Origin of the sequence: Streptomyces sparsogenes (assembly GCF_001704635.1) — a bacterium.
Classification (GTDB): Bacteria; Actinomycetota; Actinomycetes; order Streptomycetales; family Streptomycetaceae; genus Streptomyces; species Streptomyces sparsogenes.
Genome location: NZ_MAXF01000125.1, coordinates 1 through 16,810, shown reverse-complemented (window position 1 = coordinate 16,810; position 16,810 = coordinate 1). Strand labels below are relative to the sequence as shown.

Here is a 16,810-nt window from a genome sequence, read left to right as displayed (position 1 = left end):
GCCGCCACGGACCGCCGGTCCCCCAGCAACTCCGGGACCCACCGGCCTTCTTCGCAGTCGTCCTCACCGCTCCCCGGGCGGACGCCTGATCGCCCGACGGCGATCCGGCTTCCCCCTGCCCCGCTACGCGGGAATCCGGATTTCTCCCCGGTCCGAAGGCCGGGGCATCCTCCGGGAATCCCGGTGAGGGCGGGGCGGGGAGCGAGGAGGCGGCGGTATGGACGGCGAGCGCTCGAAGCCGTATGTGGGAGCCATGGTCACGATCCACTACGAGGCGGAGCGATGTCTGCGCGCGGGCGAGTGCGTACGGGCACTCCCCCAGGTCTTCGACCCGGACCGGCAGCCGTGGATCCAGCCCGACGGCGCGCCCGCCGACGTGGTCGCCGAGATCGTCCGGCGCTGCACGTCGGGCGCGCTCCGCTACCGGATGGCCAACGGCCAGACCGAGACGCCGGTCCGCCCCACGGCGGTCGCCCGTACGGACTCGGGGCAGATCCTCGTCCGCGGCGACCTCGTGGTCGAGACCGCGGCCGGGCCCCGCCGGGAGACCCGCGCGACGCTGTGCGGCTGCGGGACCAGCGCGAACGCCCCGTACTGCGACGGCTCCGGGCCCTGCGGCGGCCGGACCGCGCCCGGCGGCACGGGCCTGGCCGTCGGCACCGCCCAGCCGTGTTGAGGGCTCAGCCGTATTGAGGGCCTAGCCGTTCTCCCAGCCGTCCCGGCCGTCGCGGCCGTCGCGGCCGGCCGCCGGGGGCTGCTCGGTCGGCTTGGCCGGCTTGGCCGAATCGGTCGGTGTGGGCTGAGCGGTCGGCGTGGCCGGCTCCGTCGAGGGCGACTCGGTCGGCGTGGCGGTCGGCCCGGCCGTCGCGGTCCCGGTCGGTTCCAGGGTCTTGGTCGGCTTGGGCGTGGCGCTCTGCGAGGGCTTCGCGGTCGGCCGCGTGGCCGGCGGCCGGGTGGGGGTCTTCGCGCCGCTCCCGGACGGTGTGGACGGCCCCGCGGACGCCGGCGCGCTCCCGGGTGCGCCGGGAGCCGACGAGGACGGCGAGGACGGCGAGGCAGACCCCGAGGAGGAGGACGGCGACCGCTCCGGTGACCGGTCGGCGGCGCCGGACGGGGTGCCCGCGCCAGGGCGCCCCGAGGGCGCGACGCCCGACGCCTTCCCGTGTCCCGCCGGGTCCGACCGCGTCGCCTCCTGCCCCCACGGCGGGGAGCCGAAGCCCGAGTCGGGCGCCGAGGCCGCCGTGCGCTGTTCGTCACCGGGCGTATCGCCGCCCGTGAGGACGAGCCCGGCCGCCACCGCCGCCCCCGCCACGGCCAGCGCGCCGGCCCCGGCCGCGACGGCGACCGGCCGGCCCGCCCGGGTCACCCGGCGGCGCACGAGATGACCCGCGGAGCGGGCCGCGGAGGTCAGGGGGCCCGAGGGGGCGGCGTGGGCCCCGCCCGCGGACAGGGCGGCCACCGCGCCGCCCGCGCGGGCCAGCGGCACCAGGTAGTCCGCGCTCCCCCGGGCCAGCAGGGTCAGCAGCGCCGGGCCCAGCAGCGCGGACAGCCGGGCGTCGGCCGCCATCAGCCGCTCCGTCCGCGCCCGGCAGTCGGCGCAGCCGGCCACGTGGACGGCGACCTGCTCCGCCTGGGACGGCGAGTCCACGCCCCGTACGTGCTCGGGCAGCCGCTCCCAGCACCAGCCGCAGGCCGGATCGGCCGGGGTGCCCGGCTGGGCCCGCAGGAAGTGCTGGCGCACGCCGTCCCGGGCCCGCTCCAGGGCGGCGGCGGGGCTCGCGCCCGCCGCCGGCCGGCGGCCCGCGGCCACCGGCGGCTGCCGCTCCGCCTCCGCCTGCCACAGCGCCTTGACCCACCGCTGCGGCAGCTCCTCGATGACGCGGGCCAGCAGGTCGACGTAGGAGACGCGCTGCGCGCGGTCGCGGCTCGCCGCGGACCTGGCGAGGTCGCGCACGGTGGCCTTCAGGGCGGCCGGGACGTCATCGACGGGTTCACCGGACCGCAGGCGCCGCCAGACCAGGAAGTACGCCTCGGCGACGGCGTCCTCGGCCGGCCAGGGAGTGCCGATGAGGGTGCGGGCGTAGACGAGGAGCGCCGAACGGTGGTCTTGATGGAGCCGGATGTAGGCGTCCGCGTCCAGCTCTGCGGGACCTTCGGTCATGGTGGAACAACCCCTGAAGTGGTGCCTCGCCGCCGCCGCGGTTTTGTAACAGCTCAGCACGGCACCTGAGACTTTGCGTGGATTCCGCAAGCCTAAATGTCGCATCTCCACCCGAATACATGGTCGTGACACACGTCACGTCCGCCGCGGGTGCACTGGGGTGATCGCCCATACGTCTTAAGGACGTAGAGAGAGGCCAAGGACCCGCCCGATCGCAAGGGAGCAGGCGTTGTGACCACCACCGTCATCGATCAAGCCGTCCAGGCACGCCTCATCGCGTCGACGCCCGAGGCACGCGCCATCCCCGCGTACCTGCGCTACGAGCGCGAGGACCCGTTCGCCGTCCACGTCTCCTTCCCGCCCGCCGCGTCCCTCGACGGGGCGGCGGTGGAGTGGACCTTCGGGCGCGAGCTGCTGACGGCCGGGCTGAGGGGCCCGGCGGGCAGCGGCGACGTCCAGATGTGGCCGTGCGGCCCGCAGCGCACCGTTCTGGAGTTCCACGCCCCGGAGGGCATGGCCATGGTCCAGTTCGACACCGACGATCTGCGGCTCTTCCTGGACCGCTCGTACGCCCTGGTGCCCGAGGGCAGCGAGAGCGGCCGGCTGGACCTCGACCACGCCCTGGCCGCGCTGCTGCGGGAGGCCTGAAGCGCGGCGGGATCACCCCCTGACCGCCGAACCCGCCCCTGACCGATCGGCCTCTCCTCAGTGGGCCCGGGTCCGGCCTGATCCCCGCGCCGTACGGTCACGTCGCCCACACCCGGCGTGACGACGACGCGCGCCCCCCTTGCGCGCGCGTAGCCGCCACGTCCGGATGGGGTGCCCCGTGGCCGGCGAGTGCCGTACGAGCCGCTACTCCTGGTAGAGCTTGACGACCGCGGTCGTCGTGGTGTGCCTGAAGGCGTCCACCGGGGCCTGGTCGTAGCCGCCCATCTCGCCCCACCGGACGATGGTGACGGTCCGCCCGTCGCGGCCCACCCCGAAGAGGTGGATGCCCGGCTCCGAGTCGGGATGCGAGGTGTGCACGCCGTACACATGGGCCCCGTCCTCGGCCTGGACCGTCCCGTAGTCCCGCCAGGAGGCGGTGCCCGCGGGGACCTTCCGCTCCCAGTCGGCCGCGCAGTTCTGGATCTTCTTCTCGGCCGCGGCGGCGAGCTTGCGGGCCGCGTCCACGGTCCCGGTCCTGACCACGATCTGGGTCGCGTTCGTGTCGTACTCGGTCCAGAACGTCCGGTGGGTGGCTCCCGCGGAGGGCAGCGTGTTCTCCACGCAGAACGGGGCGCTCTCCGGCAGCCCCTTGATGACGTCGCTCGCGTACCAGTCCGACGCCGGGTGCGGCGGCAGTTCCCTGGGCGCCAGGTGAGCCGGAACGGCCTGAGCGCTCGCCTGGGCCGGTCCGGTCCCGACGACGGCCACGACGGCCGCCGCGGCCACCGCGCCGAGGGCGGCGGCGCGGTGGGAGCGCTTGTGCTTGTGCCTGTGCATGCAGTGTTTCCCGTCTCTTCGGTCCGCGTCCCCGCGGTCCGGGTCGGTGATCCGCCGCTGCGGTCGCGGCGACTGGTCCCCAGCGTGGGCGCCGCCGTGCCGGGGCCGCTACGGATGGCGTGGCATCCGGGACGCCGGAATGCCTGCACGTACTCTGACTTGGGGGAATGACAACAGCCTGGAACGCGCCCGCGGGACGGTGGAACGTGAGCGCGGGTGGCGGTGTATGGATATGTGGGGGGTGGTCACAGGTGGCCGGCGGGGAAGAGATCATGGAGTTCGCGGAGAGTCTGCGCGGACTGAAGGACCGTTCGGGTCGCAGCTACGGCGCGCTGGCCGCGCGGCTGCACGTCAGCACCTCGACGCTGCACCGCTACTGCAACGGCGACGCGGTGCCCGCGGAGTACGCGGCGGTGGAGCGGTTCGCGCGGCTGTGCGGAGCCGGTCCGGAGGAGCTGATCGCCCTGCACCGCCGGTGGATCCTGGCGGACGCGGCGAGACGGTCGCCCTCCGGCCGGGGCGGGCCCCGGGGGGAGGGCCTCGCTCCGGCGGGTACGTCCTCGGACGGTGATCCGTCACCGCCCGACGATGCCACCCCGTCGGGCCCGCCGGGCCCCACGGCCGGAGGCGGCCCGGCCGCCCGGGCCGAGGACCGCGACGCGGCGGCCGGCGCACCGCAGGACCCCTCGGACGAGCCGGGCCGCCCGGCGGAAGACGCGACCGAGCGGGGAAACACCACCGACCTGCGCGACGCGAAGGCCGGGGCCCGGGGCGCCGTGGCGCGCGGGCGGCTGAGGCCCGTGCCGGTGGCGGGTGGGGCCGCCGGGCGGTCGGGTGGGCTCCACGCCTGGCGGACCCGGCCGTGGGCGTTACTGATGGGGGTGGCCGCCGCGGCCGTGCTCGCCGTCACGGCCGTGCAGGTCCGGCCGACCACCGATGACGAGCGGAAGGAGGCCGCCTCGTCCCCCGCGCCCTCCTCGGCGGCGTCGGGCTCCGCGCCGGCGGCGGGCCCCACCGCGCGGGGCGAGCTCAAGAAGGACGACACGACCAAGGAGCGCGCTTCGGCCTCGCCCCGGGGCGGCGAGCGGCGCGGCGACGGCGCGTCCGCCTCCGCGTCGCCGAAGCGGGACGGATCCGGCACCGGCGGCTCGGGGGGCGGCGGCCGGGACGACAAGCCCGGCGGCGGCACCCCGCTCACCCTCAGCACCCGCTCCCACGTCTGGGAGAACCGCTGTGATCACCGCTATCTCATCGACCGGCCCCCGTCCCAGGTCGCCCCGCCGCCCGTCGAGCAGGACGCCGCGGCCTGGGCATCCGCCCACGGCGCGGTGCACGGCGGCACCACGAACGTGGAGGTGACGGTGAAGGGCCGGTCCGAGTCGGCCGTCGTGCTGCAGGACCTGCACGTCCGCGTGGTGGGGCGGCGCGCCCCGCTGCCCTGGTCGTCCTTCGCGATGGAGAACGGCTGCGGGGGCTCCCTGACCCCGCGCGCCTTCTCCGTCGATCTGGACGCCGACCGCCCGCTGCCCATCCCCACGGACGGCAGCGACGCGGGCGAGCCGATACCCGCCGTGCGCTTCCCGTACCGGGTCTCCGCCACGGACCCGGAGGTGCTGTTGGTCAACGCCCGTACGTCCGGCTGCGACTGCAGCTGGTACCTGGAGCTCGACTGGACCAGTGGCGACCGCGAGGGGACGATACGGATCGACGACCACGGCGCGCCGTTCCGCACCAGCGGCGTCAAGGGGCGCCCGGAGTACGGCTATCAGTACGACGAGGGCGTGTGGCGCAGGAATGACTAGGCGTCGGGCTCCGGGACGTCGGGTCCCTGGGCATCGGGTCCCTGGGCATCGGGTCTCTGGGCATCGGGCTCGCGGCGCGTCACTCCTGCGCGGTCGCGAGCAGCAGCGCGGCGTCGCGGACGTCCGGGTGCCGGTGGTGGCGCAGCGCGCGCAGCCGGGTCCGCCAGGGCTCCGCCCATTCCGCGCGCGCCCCGCCCACACCGGTGAGGGTGACGGCGAACAGCCCGGAGGCGAGCGCTCCGTCGTCGCCGAGCTCCCGGGCGGCCCGCAGCAGGGCTTCGCTCCGTCCGGGCCGCGCGGCGGTGCGCAACCTTCCGTGCAGGGTGTCGGCGGTGCGGGCGGCGAGGGACGGCCGGGTGGCGTGCAGCCGGGCGAGCCGGCCGAGCGCGGCGGTGAGCTCACCGGGTTCGGCGTCCAGGTCGATGGCGTTGACCAGGACGTGGGCGGCGTCCGCGACGAACGGCTCGTAGCCCGCGAGGAGTTCGCCGGCCGCGGTGGCGACGGGCCGCATGGTGCCCGGCCGCATCCGGCTGTGCTGGGCGAGCCGGGCCGTGATCCGCCCGATGCGGCGGCGGGCCGGACGGTCGCGGTCCGGTTCGGCGTCGGGCGTGTGCGGGTGGGCGTCGGCGGCCGCGAGGGCCGCGAGTACCCAGGCCAGGGGGTTGTCCTCGGGCATGCCGCCGGGGGCGGCGGCCATCAGGTCGATCAGCGCGTCGGCGGCGGAGTGCCAGCTCGCCCGGTTGTCCAGGTCGGTGGCGGCGGCGACCAGCACCGCCGCCGCGTCGGGCGCCCAGGGGGACCAGACGGCGAGCGCGGTGTGGCCCGCCCGGGCGACCTCGGGGTCGTCGGTGTCGCACACATCCCGCACGAGCCGGGCGTAGCGGGCGCGGTGGGGCTCGGGCAGGTCGAGCGGGCGGGTGCGCAGTACGGCCCAGCGCAGCTCGCGCCGGCCGCGGGCGGCGGCCGACAGCAGCTCCCAGGCGGACTCGCGGCCGAGCAGCCCGGTCGCGAAGGCCACGCAGGCCGCCTGGACGTCGTGGTGCTGGCCCGGCGCGTCGTAGGCGTCGGCGAGCAGCGCGGCCGCGGCGGGGGCCGGCAGCCGGGTGGCGGCCAGCCGCGCGGCCTCCTTGCGGCTGGTGACCTTGGCGGGCACGGCCGTGGCGAGCACCCCGCGCAGCAGGACCTCCAGCCGCGACGGCGCCACGTACAGGGACGCCCTCGTCGCCGCGTAGACCGCCACCCGGGCCCGGTCGCCGCCCGCGTGGGCGAGCAGCAGGGGCAGTTGCTCGCCCGGGCGGTCGGTGTGGGCCAGGGCGGCGAGGGCGGCCTCGGCGAGGACCACGTCGTCCGCGTCGGTCCAGGCCAGGGCGGCCTCGGCGCCGTGGCCCGGGATGCGCGCGGCGGCGGCGATGGCGCTCGTGCGCTGGTCCGTGCGCAGCGAGTCGTCCGCGGCGGCGCGGGCGAGGATCCGGGCGGCGGCGGCGCGCTGCCGGGGCAGCCAGCGGCTGGTGCCGTGGTCCACCGGCGGCGTCCAGTGGCTGCCGGGCGTCAGGAAGCGGCCGTAGGGAGGGGTGTCGTCCAGGACGAGGTCGAGCAGGTCGGTGCGGCGGTGCGTCAGCACCGCGAGGACGGGCGGCAGCACGGCCGCCGAGGGCTCCTGCGCCAGCAGTTCGTCGACGCGCGCGTCCCGCCGCGCCGGGTCGTCCAGCCACAGCCCCACGGCCGTGCGGACCGTGGCGTCGCCGCCGAACCGGATGGCCTGCCGCAGCAGGTCCTGGAGTTCCGGCAGGGCGTGGGCGCGGCGCCCGAGCGAGCGGGCGAGGGCGAAGGTCAGCTCGTGGTCGACCCGGTCGGCGCCCGCTTCCAGCCATGGCCGCAGCGCTTCGAGGACCGCCTGCTCCTGGCCGCGCCGCAGGGTGTGGTCGAGCCGCCCGAGGTCGGTGGGGCCGATGTTTCCGGCGAGCCGGGTGATGGTGCGCAGCGCCCAGCCGATCAGCTCCCGCCGCCCGGTGACCGCGTGTTCCCGCAGGAGGGCGACTGCGAGCCGGCGCAGGGCCTGCCGGGTGGCGGCCGAGGAGTCGCGGGCCTGGATGGCGTCGGTGGCGATCTTGTCGAGGTGTTCGGCGGCGGCGTCGAGGAAGAGGGAGGGGTGGGTGCCGGCGAGGGCGCCCAGCGCGGCCGACCGCACCGGGTCCCGCTCGTTGCGCAGCCGCTCCAGCAGGGCCAGCAGCGAGGTGACGGCGTCCGGGTCGCCGGAGCGCGCGGTGTTGTGTATGAGGAGCGGGTAGGCCAGGGCGCGGTCCTCGGCCGAGGAGCGGCGGGTGGCCTCCAGCAGGTCGTCGCGCGCCTCGCCGACCGGGAGGTACGCGACCGCTTCCAGGACCGTGGTCCAGTGCGCGCCGCGCTCGCGCGCCCGTGCGGCCATCCGGCGTGCCTCCGCTTCCCGGCGCGGCCGGGGCACCACCTCGAGCAGGGCGGATTCCACGTCGGCGTGGCTCAGGTCGCGCTCGGCGACGGCCGCGTCGAAGACGTCGGGGCGGCGGGCGGGCGGCAGGGCGGCCAGCAGCCGGGCCAGGGCGTGGGCGTCGTGGCCCAGCGCCCGCGCCAGCTCGGCCAGTTCGGGCGGGTCCGCGCGGACCAGGCGGCGCAGCACGGCCCGTTCCAGGCCGCGGCCGCGCAGGACACCGGCGTGTTCGGGTGCCAGCAGGAGCCGTATCGTGCGTCCGGGCTCGGCGGCGGCGAGCGTCCCCAGCCGGTGCCGCACGGGCAGTGGCAGTGGGCTGTGGCACAGCCGCTCGAGCAGGTCGAGGGCGCGCCGTGGCTCGGCGGGCGCCGCGAGGGCGACGCAGGGGGCGTGGCGGAACCACCAGTCGCCGCGCAGCGCCTCCGGGAGCGCGGACAGCTGCCGTTCGGCCTCGTCGAGGACGGCCGCGGGATGGCGGGAGGAGAGGGCGCGCCAGCTGCCGACGGCGTGGAAGAGGTCGGGGAGCAGCCGGGTGACGGTCGCGGGCCCGCAGGCGGGCAGCAGCCGGGCGGCCGGGGCGTCGCCCCACCGCTCCCGCAGGGGGTCGACGAGCCGGTCGGCGAGCGCGGTGCGCCGGCCGGCGACGACCGTACGGATGAGCCCCCGCCGTACGGCGGCGGGGGCGTCCTCGAAGGCCGCCTCCAGCGCGGCGTCGGCGAGCCGGCCGCGGCGCGCGGCCCCGAGGGCGTGCCCGCGCACGACGGGGTCGGGGTCGGCCAGCCGCTGTTCCAGGTAGTCGGTCCGGCCGCCGACCGCGGCGGCGGTGACGGCCAGCGCCCGCTCGTATCCGCCGCGCCGCGACAGCTCGTCGAGCAGCCCGGACAGTTGCCCGCGCGCGCTCGCCGCCCTCGCCCGCAGGGCCAGCTCCCGCATCCGGCGCGGGTAGGGCAGCGGATCGAGGGCGGCGAGCAGCTCGTCGGCCAGGGCGGGCGAGGCTTGGGGATCACGGGCCATGGCAGGGATTGTGCCTGCGGCCCGGACGGCCTGGGACGCCGCCCCGCCCCCTTTGACGGCAGACGCTGGTTTGACGGCAGACGCCGGGCCCGGCCGCCCGCGGAGGCGGTCAGTGGTCGACGGTGACGACGATCTTGCCCACCTGGGCGCCCGCCTGCATGTACCGGTGGGCTTCGGCGATCTCGTCCAGGGGGAAGGTGCGGTCCACGACGGGTCGGAAGGCACCGGTGCGCAGGCCGGAGGAGACGAACGCCTCGGCGCGGCGCAGGCGCTCGGGGTGCGCGGTCAGCTCGCGGGTGACGGTGTAGGTGCGCATGTTCATCGCGGGCATGCCCAGTTCGAACCCCGGGTAGGGGGTCGTCTCGCCGCTCAGCGCGCCGTACAGGAAGAGCGTGCCGTCGGGGGCGACCACCTTGGCCAGGTCCACCACTCCGGGTCCGGCGACGGCGTCGAAGACGAACTCGGCCCCCCGGCCCCCGGTCAGGTCGAGGACGCGGTCGACGAGGTTCTCCTCGTCGGTGACGATCACCTCGGCCGCGCCCGCCTCGAGCAGCGCGTCCTTCTTGGCGCCGGTGCGCGTGGTGGCGAGGGGCACCGCTCCGACGCGTCGGGCGATCTGGAGGGCGGCCAGCCCCACGCTGCTGGACGCCGCGGTCAGGACGACGGTGTCGCCGGCGCGCATCCCGCCGACCTCCACCAGCGCGCCGTAGGCCGTCAGATACGGCATCCACACCGCCGCCCCGGCCACCGCGTCGAGCCCCTCGGGGCGGTGTACGACGGCGGCGGCGGGGACGATCGCGCGCTCCGCGTAGACGCCGTAGTCGTTCATGGAGAACGCGGGCACCACACTGACCGGCTGACCGATCCGGAACCCCGTCACCTGGGCGCCGACGGCCTCGACCACGCCGGCGGCCTCGGTACCGAGCCGGGCGGGAAACCGCCTGACCTGCTCGATGTAGTGGCCGCCGCGGAAGAGCACTTCGGCGCGGTTGAGGCCGATCGCGTCCACGCGGATCAGCAGCTCCCCGGGGCCGGGCTCGCCGACCTCCACGTCCTCCAGCCGCAGCACCTCCGGCCCGCCGTGCTCATGGAACCGTACTGTTCTGGCCATCACGTCTCCCCCTTCTCGCACACGGTGACGGCCGCGCGCGGGCCGCGCCGCCGTGGCTCGACCCAAGCGGAAAGTACGATGACTGTCAAATTTCGACCGTCATCAAACTTAACGCCGGGGCGGACCACTCGGCGCCACGGCGGGAACCGACGCCCCCGGGATCTAACGCCACTGCGGGGCGGATGCCGCGGCGCCAGGGGTCGCGGCCTCGATGCGGCCGCGGATCTCGCGCATGACGGTGACGATCCGCCGCTCGTGCTCCTCCGTCAGCCGGGCGGTCGGCACCGAGCAGCTGATCGCGTCGACGGCGGGCGAGTCGTAGCGCAGGGCGAACCCGAAGCCCGCGATCCCCGCGACGCCCTCCTCGCGGTCGATCGCGTAGCCCCGCTCCCGCACCCGCGCCAGATCCGCGGCCAGCGAGGCGCGGTCGGCGTGGGTGTTGGGCGTCAGCCGCTCCCAGGGGCCGTCGGGCAGGGGCAGCCGGGCCTCGTCCCGCTCGGCCAGGAGCGCCTTGCCGAGCGCGCCCGCGTACGCGGGGAGCCTGCGGCCGACCCGACTGAAGGGCCGCAGATATTCATGTGACTCACGGGTGGCGAGATAGACGACGTCGCCGCCGTCGAGCCGGGCGAAGTGGATGGTCTCGCCGAGCGCGTCGGACGCCTCGTCGAGGTACGGCCGGGCGGTGCGCACCCGCGGGTCGCTGTCCAGGTAGTTGGTGCCGGCGAGCAGGGCGCGGATGCCGATGCCGTAGAGCGAGCCGGTGGCGTCGGTGCGCACCCAGCCCCGGTCGATCAGCGTCTGCAGGAGCGCGTACATGCTGCTGCGCGGCACCCCGAGCTGGTCGGCGAGCTCGCGCAGCCGGGCCGGGCGGTCGCCGCGCGCGGCGAGCAGTTCCAGCAGCTCGACGGTGCGGGCCGCGGACTTCACTTCGCGTACGCCGCCGGTATCGGACATGCGTCAGATCGTAAACGGCGCGCCGCGACGACCGCCGTCACGGGTATTGACGGGCCCTCGTCCACCTCCCTAGCCTCCATCTTCATACATAGACGCTATCTATATAGGGAGACGCCATGACCGGCGTAACGGCCTGCGTAACGGCCCCCGGCCTCGCGGGAGACACCCGATGACCCCGACGCCCCCGGCGACCCCGACGGCCCGCATCCCCGACCTGACCATCAGCGAGGTGCGGCTGACCCCGATCCTGGTGGCCGATCCGCCGCTGCTGAACACCCAGGGTGTGCACCAGCCCTACACGCCCCGGCTGATCATCGAGGTGGTCACGGCCGGCGGGGTGACGGGCCTCGGCGAGACCTACGGCGACACCAAGTACCTGGAACTCGCCCGGCCGCTGGCCGCCAAGCTCGAAGGGCGCGCCGCGAACGACCTGAACGCGCTGTTCGCGCTGGCCGACGAGGTCGCGGTGGACCCCGCCCAGGTCGAGAACGCGCTGGACGTCGGCGGGCAGCGCGGGGTGCAGACCGCGGACAAGCTGCGGCTGTCGATCCTCTCCGGATTCGAGGTGGCCTGCCTGGACGCCTGGGGCAAGGCCGTCGGGATGCCGGTGCACGCCCTGCTGGGCGGCAAGGTCCGCGACCGCGTCGAGTACAGCGCGTATCTGTTCTACCGCTGGGCCGAGCACCCGGGCGGCGCGGGCGAGCCCGACGACTGGGACGCGGCGCTCGACCCGGCCGGCGTGGTGGCGCAGGCCGAACGCTTCGCCCGCGACTACGGCTTCGGCTCCTTCAAGCTCAAGGGCGGGGTGTTCGAGCCGGACCAGGAGATCGCCGCGATCCGGGCGCTGGCCGAGCGGTTCCCCGGGCGGCCGCTGCGACTGGACCCGAACGGCGCCTGGTCGGTGGAGACCTCCCTGAAGGTCGCCGGGGCGCTGCGCGACGTCCTGGAGTACCTGGAGGACCCCACCACGGGCACCGAGGGGATGGCCCAGGTCGCCGCCGCGGCCGGGGTGCCGCTGGCCACCAACATGTGCGTGACCACCTTCGGCGAGATCCGAGAGGCCTTCACCCGGGACGCGGTGCAGGTGGTGCTGTCCGACCACCACTACTGGGGCGGGCTGCGCAACACCCGCGACCTGGCCGCCATCTGCCGCGCCTTCGGGGTGGGCCTGTCCATGCACTCCAACACCCACCTGGGCATCAGCCTGGCCGCGATGACCCATGTGGCCGCGACGGTGGCCAACCTGGACTACGCGTGCGACAGCCACTACCCCTGGCAGACCGAGGACGTCGTCACCGAGCGGCTCACCTTCCGCGACGGCCACTTGGACGTGTCCGACGCGCCCGGCCTGGGCGTCGAACTCGACCGCGCCGAGCTGGCCGCCCTCCACCAGCGGTGGCTGGACGACGACGGCACCCTCCGGGACCGGGACGACACGGCGGCCATGCGCGTCGTCGAGCCGGACTGGGTCACCCCGTCCGTTCCGCGCTGGTAGCCCGCGACGGCCGACCGTACACAGACCGCACGGAAACCGGTCGAAGCCCGACGCGCGTTGTCGCTTATCGCATTACGGCTGCGCGACGCCGCGGCGAGGCGGGACACTCTCAGTCCGAGGAACGGGACCGTACGTGAGTCACGGGACCAGCGGAGGATGTCATGCACTCACCGCAGGACGCGAGCGAGGCGGTCGGCCTGATGTGGGACCTGGTCACCGCCCTGGAGAAGGGGGAGCGGGACTATGTGGACAGTGGGGCCGAGGTCGTCCAGCTCACCTTTGTGCAACACCCCACCATGATGCGGGAGGCACTGGCCGAGTTCGAGCGCCAGGTGGCGCTCGACCCGGCCCCCGCGGGGGCGGTACCGGAGATCGTCGAGACCGTCCGGGATGTCATCGGCAGCCCGGACGAAACCTTTTGACGACCTTTCGGTTCGAACTTTCAACAGGGATTTTCGAACCTGGTCACCTCTCTTGACGTTGAACCGATTCAACGCTTCCATCGTGGGCGCGCCCGCGATGGGAGCGCTCCCCCGGTTCCCGGGCCGGCGCCCGCGCCCACCCCCGCCAGAGAGGACGGCCCATGCAGCCGACCGCATCCCCCGTCAGGAGATCACCCGCCCGTGCGGTCGCCCGCGCGGCACGCGGAATGCTTCTGCTTGTCATGACCACGTCTGTTACCGTCTGGGGTCTGGCCCCGGGCGGCCCCCGCGCGCACGCCGCGGCGCACGCCATCCAGGGGGCGCACGTCGCCCAGGCGGCGCACGCCACCCAGACCCTGGGCAACGGCTCGGTAACCGACCCGAACATCTCCTACGTCGGCCGCTGGGACCTGAGCTCGGGCACCGCCGCCGTGCCCAACTGGACCGGCGGCTATCTCCAGACGGCCTTCACCGGGACGACCGTGAAGGTCAAGGTCCGCGACGCGGTGAACTTCTACGCCGGCGTGGACGGCGGCGCCGACGTCTTCTACGCGGGCGTCAGGGGCACCGTCGACCTCACCCCGCGGCCCCTCCCCCAGGGCAATCACACCCTCCGGATCTCCTACCGCTCGGGTGACACCGTCTTCCAGGGCCTCGTCCTGGACCCGGGCGCGGGCACGACCGCACCCCAGGTCCCCGCGAAGCTCATCGAGTTCGTCGGGGACTCCATCACCGCCGGCGCCCTGACCGACCGCCTCGCGCTCGACTCCTACGCCTGGAAGACCGGCGAGCAGCTGGGCATGCGGCACACCCAGATCGCCCGCTCGGGCTACTGCCTGGTGGGCAAGGACGGCTGCACCGGGCTGGCCACCCAGTTCTTCAAGACCGCCTCCACCGGCGACCGGAACTGGGACTTCTCCCGCTACCAGGCGAGCGCGGTGGTCATCAACCTCGGCACCAACGACATCGGGCACGGCGTCACCGGGGCCGAGTTCCAGGCGGCGTACACCGGCCTGCTCCGCGACATCCGCGCCACGTACCCGAACGCGGTCCTCTTCGCCGTCCAGACCCTCAAGAAGCGGTATGTGACCGAGACCAAGGCCGCCGTCAGCGCCCGCAACAGCGCCGGGGACGCCAAGGTCTCCTACGTCGACACCACGGGCTGGCTCACCGACGGCACCGACTACGAGGACGGCAACGGGCACCCCAACGAGTCCGGCCACACCAAGTTCGCGGGCCGCCTCGCCCCGATCGTCGCCGCGAAGCTGGGCGCCGCCGCCACCGAGGCGGCGGCCGTCGCCCCCGGGGCCCCGGGCGACCCCAACGTCAAGTTCACCGGCCGCTGGGACACCAAGACCTCCACCACCGCCTACACCCCCTACTGGGCGGGCGCCTACGTCCGCACCGGCTTCACGGGGCGCACCGTCAAGCTCAAGCAGCGCGACGCGATCGACCTGTGGGCCGGCATCGACGGCGGCCCCGCCACGTTCTACGACGAGGCGAAGGGCACGGTGAACCTGACCCCGACCCCGCTGTCCGCCGGAAACCACACCCTGCAGGTCAACTACCAGGTGGTCGCGGGCTCCTATCACGGTGACGCGGTGTTCCAGGGGCTGGCCCTCGACAGCGGGGCCACCACCTTCACCCCGCCCACCCCCAAAAAACTGATCGAATTCATCGGCGATTCGATCACCGTCGGCACCACGACGTCCCAGAACGCCCGCACCGCGTACGGCTGGCTCATCGGCGAGCGGCTGGGCGCCGACCACACCCAGATCGCCCAGGGCGGCGCCGCCCTCGTGGACACCGCGGACGACCGCATGAGCCTGGAACAGCAGTTCACCAAGCTGAACCCGAACGCCATCACGCCCGACTGGGACTTCTCCCGCTACCAGGCCAACGCGGTGGTCATCAACCTCGGGACCAACGACGTGGGCCGCGGGGTGACCTCGGCTCAGTTCCAGGCCGCGTACTCCAGCCTGCTGCGCAAGGTCCGCGCCGCGTACCCGAACGCCTGGATATTCGCCTTGGAGACCTTCCGCGGCCGCTTCGTCCCGGAGACCCAGGCGGCCGTGAACGCCGCCGTGAGCGGCGGCGACGCCAAGGTCTCCTTCGTCGACACCACGGGCTGGCTCGCCGCCGACGAGCTCTCCGACTCCGTCCACCCGAACGACAAGGGCCACCGCGCCATCGCCGACCGTCTGGCCCCGATCATCTCCGCCAAGCTCGGCTGACCCGGACCCGCGCGCGCGATATCCCGGGGTCCGGCGGACCGCGAAGCGGCGCGCCGAAGCGCCCGCCCATTCGGCTCGTTCCCGCCCCAGCCGCTCCCCTCGCCCCGGCATTCGATCAAGAATCGCCGCCGCATCTCCGCAGCGCAATGACTCACCCAAGTCGGACTCAAGCGAAAAAGATCTAGAATTCCGGGATCACCGAAATGACCGGAACGCCTCCTTGACCCGCGTTGAAGAGGGGAAAGAAACTCAAAGAGGCAAAGAGGCACTGATGCATCAGGAGCCGCAAGCGACGGCTCAACCCTGCGGTACCGATTTCGCGGGGTGTGTGACGGGGGAAGTGCTGGAGAAGGTGTGCGCAAAGCGGCCGCACGACCGCGCGTGTCCTTCACTTCCCCTCCTCATCTCTTGATGCACTCAGAGAACGGAGGGGGAATGCCGACGCACGCGGGCTGTCCCGGCGTATACATCGAAGAGCTTCTCAGCAGCGTCCGCGCCATCGCCTCGGTCACCACGTCGGCGAACGCGTTCCGACCAACTGCCCACCCCGCGGCTGCCCGAGGCCGTGCAGCGCCCGATCGCCGAGGCGGCGGAACGGGCTGCGCTACGCGCCGCTGGCGTGGGTGACGGCCGATCCCGGGCGGCGGCCGAAACGGAGCCGGAGGCCGGGCCTCAGCGGGAGGCGTAGGCCCGCGGGTTGAGCCCCACGCCCACGAGATCCGTACCTCACCACGTCCCCCTCATCGAAGGAGCACATCACGATGGCCACTCCGTTGACCGCCGACCGCCTGCTCAAGGCGCTGCGCGACGAGGGACTGGAAGTCCACGAGTACCGCAGCTGGCGCACCCACAACCGCAACTCGAAGGGGCCCTGGGGTCCGGTGAACGGGGTGATGATCCACCACACCGTCACCAAGGGCACGGCCTCCTCCGTGGAGCTGTGCTACGAGGGCCACTCCTCCCTGCCGGGGCCGCTGTGCCACGGCGTCATCGACAAGTCGGGCGCGGTCCACCTGGTCGGCAACGGCCGGGCCAACCACGCGGGCCTCGGCGACCGCGACGTGCTCAACGCCGTGGTCAACGAGACCGCGCTGCCCCGCGACAACGAGGCCGACACGGACGGCAACCGCCACTTCTACGGCTTCGAGTGCATCAACCTCGGCGACGGCCAGGACCCGTGGCCCGAGGCGCAGAAGCTGGCGATCGAGAAGGTGGCCGCGGCCATCTGCCGTGCCCATGGCTGGTCCCAGCGGTCGGTGATCGGCCACCTGGAGTGGCAGCCGGGCAAGGTGGACCCGCGGGGCTTCTCGATGGACACCATGCGCTCGCGCATCGCCAAGCGCCTGGGCGCGAAGCCGGACGGCCCCAAGCCGCAGACCCCGAAGCCGCCCGCGAAGTACGAGCCGTTCCCGGGCTCGGCCTTCTTCCGGATGGGCCGCGAGAGCAGGATCATCACCGCGATGGGCAAGCGCCTGGTCGCCGAGGGCTGCGGGCGGTACGAGGAGGGGCCGGGCCCGGAGTGGACCGAGGCGGACCGCAAGTCCTACGCGGCGTGGCAGCGCAAGCTGGGGTACTCCGGCGATGACGCGGACGGTACCCCGGGCCGCACCAGCTGGGACAAGCTGCGCGTCCCCAACGTGTAGCCCCTCGGCGCCGCCGTGGTGAGTA

General features: G+C 74.3%; 12 protein-coding genes. 7 read left to right on the top strand and 5 right to left on the bottom strand.

Annotated elements, in window-relative coordinates; genetic code table 11:
• The first annotated feature begins 217 nt into the window (after positions 1-217).
• Positions 218-676 (top strand): (4Fe-4S)-binding protein, encoded by a 459-nt coding sequence (locus BBH68_RS25750; RefSeq protein ID WP_065965889.1) that lies wholly within the window; start codon positions 218-220, stop codon positions 674-676.
• A 21-nt stretch (positions 677-697) separates the two neighbouring features.
• On the opposite strand, the gene BBH68_RS25745 is transcribed toward BBH68_RS25750, so the two are convergent.
• Positions 698-2,161: a zf-HC2 domain-containing protein gene (locus BBH68_RS25745; protein WP_065965888.1), complete on the bottom strand. Its 1,464-nt coding sequence runs from the start codon at positions 2,159-2,161 to the stop codon at positions 698-700.
• A 231-nt stretch (positions 2,162-2,392) separates the two neighbouring features.
• Between BBH68_RS25745 and ssgD the strand changes: the two genes are divergently transcribed.
• Positions 2,393-2,809 (top strand): spore wall synthesis regulator SsgD, encoded by a 417-nt coding sequence (gene ssgD, locus BBH68_RS25740; RefSeq protein ID WP_065965887.1) that lies wholly within the window; start codon positions 2,393-2,395, stop codon positions 2,807-2,809.
• Positions 2,810-3,013: 204 nt separating this feature from the next.
• On the opposite strand, the gene BBH68_RS25735 is transcribed toward ssgD, so the two are convergent.
• Positions 3,014-3,646 carry a hypothetical protein gene (locus tag BBH68_RS25735; RefSeq protein ID WP_065965886.1) on the bottom strand — a complete coding sequence of 211 codons (633 nt, stop codon included), beginning with the start codon at positions 3,644-3,646 and terminating at the stop codon, positions 3,014-3,016.
• Between the two features lie 251 nt (positions 3,647-3,897).
• On the opposite strand from BBH68_RS25735, the gene BBH68_RS25730 reads away from it, so the two are divergent.
• Positions 3,898-5,448, top strand: coding sequence for a helix-turn-helix domain-containing protein (locus BBH68_RS25730; protein ID WP_245738309.1), 1,551 nt, complete (start codon positions 3,898-3,900; stop codon positions 5,446-5,448).
• Positions 5,449-5,527: 79 nt separating this feature from the next.
• On the opposite strand, the gene BBH68_RS25725 is transcribed toward BBH68_RS25730, so the two are convergent.
• The 3 genes from BBH68_RS25725 to BBH68_RS25715 all read right to left on the bottom strand — a co-directional run bounded on the left by BBH68_RS25725 (position 5,528) and on the right by BBH68_RS25715 (position 10,991).
• A complete protein-coding gene (locus BBH68_RS25725; protein WP_065965885.1) occupies positions 5,528-8,926 on the bottom strand; it encodes a hypothetical protein in 3,399 nt (1,132 codons plus the stop codon).
• Positions 8,927-9,035: 109 nt separating this feature from the next.
• Positions 9,036-10,037, bottom strand: a complete 1,002-nt coding sequence (locus BBH68_RS25720) for a zinc-dependent alcohol dehydrogenase family protein (RefSeq protein ID WP_065965884.1) — start codon at positions 10,035-10,037, stop codon at positions 9,036-9,038.
• A 162-nt stretch (positions 10,038-10,199) separates the two neighbouring features.
• A complete protein-coding gene (locus BBH68_RS25715) occupies positions 10,200-10,991 on the bottom strand; it encodes an IclR family transcriptional regulator (RefSeq protein ID WP_065965883.1) in 792 nt (263 codons plus the stop codon).
• A gap of 169 nt (positions 10,992-11,160) precedes the next feature.
• On the opposite strand from BBH68_RS25715, the gene BBH68_RS25710 reads away from it, so the two are divergent.
• The 4 genes from BBH68_RS25710 to BBH68_RS25695 all read left to right on the top strand — a co-directional run bounded on the left by BBH68_RS25710 (position 11,161) and on the right by BBH68_RS25695 (position 16,785).
• A complete protein-coding gene (locus BBH68_RS25710; RefSeq protein WP_065965882.1) occupies positions 11,161-12,486 on the top strand; it encodes a glucarate dehydratase family protein in 1,326 nt (441 codons plus the stop codon).
• A gap of 161 nt (positions 12,487-12,647) precedes the next feature.
• Positions 12,648-12,908: a hypothetical protein gene (locus BBH68_RS25705; protein ID WP_065965881.1), complete on the top strand. Its 261-nt coding sequence runs from the start codon at positions 12,648-12,650 to the stop codon at positions 12,906-12,908.
• A 242-nt stretch (positions 12,909-13,150) separates the two neighbouring features.
• Complete coding sequence (locus tag BBH68_RS25700) at positions 13,151-15,142, top strand: GDSL-type esterase/lipase family protein (protein WP_170066598.1); 1,992 nt, start codon at positions 13,151-13,153, stop codon at positions 15,140-15,142.
• 761 nt (positions 15,143-15,903) lie between these two features.
• A complete protein-coding gene (locus BBH68_RS25695) occupies positions 15,904-16,785 on the top strand; it encodes a peptidoglycan-binding protein (RefSeq protein ID WP_065965879.1) in 882 nt (293 codons plus the stop codon).
• Positions 16,786-16,810: the final 25 nt, after the last annotated feature.

Excerpts from the sequence above, each read along its gene's own strand:
- BBH68_RS25750 (WP_065965889.1), top strand. The coding sequence starts at position 218 with ATGGACGGCGAGCGCTCGAAGCCGTATGTGGGAGCCATGGTCACGATC.
- BBH68_RS25745 (WP_065965888.1), bottom strand. The coding sequence starts at position 2,161 with ATGACCGAAGGTCCCGCAGAGCTGGACGCGGACGCCTACATCCGGCTC.
- BBH68_RS25735 (WP_065965886.1), bottom strand. The coding sequence starts at position 3,646 with ATGCACAGGCACAAGCACAAGCGCTCCCACCGCGCCGCCGCCCTCGGC.
- BBH68_RS25725 (WP_065965885.1), bottom strand. The coding sequence starts at position 8,926 with ATGGCCCGTGATCCCCAAGCCTCGCCCGCCCTGGCCGACGAGCTGCTC.
- BBH68_RS25720 (WP_065965884.1), bottom strand. The coding sequence starts at position 10,037 with ATGGCCAGAACAGTACGGTTCCATGAGCACGGCGGGCCGGAGGTGCTG.
- BBH68_RS25715 (WP_065965883.1), bottom strand. The coding sequence starts at position 10,991 with ATGTCCGATACCGGCGGCGTACGCGAAGTGAAGTCCGCGGCCCGCACC.
- BBH68_RS25710 (WP_065965882.1), top strand. The coding sequence starts at position 11,161 with ATGACCCCGACGCCCCCGGCGACCCCGACGGCCCGCATCCCCGACCTG.
- BBH68_RS25705 (WP_065965881.1), top strand. The coding sequence starts at position 12,648 with ATGCACTCACCGCAGGACGCGAGCGAGGCGGTCGGCCTGATGTGGGAC.
- BBH68_RS25700 (WP_170066598.1), top strand. The coding sequence starts at position 13,151 with ATGACCACGTCTGTTACCGTCTGGGGTCTGGCCCCGGGCGGCCCCCGC.
- BBH68_RS25695 (WP_065965879.1), top strand. The coding sequence starts at position 15,904 with ATGGCCACTCCGTTGACCGCCGACCGCCTGCTCAAGGCGCTGCGCGAC.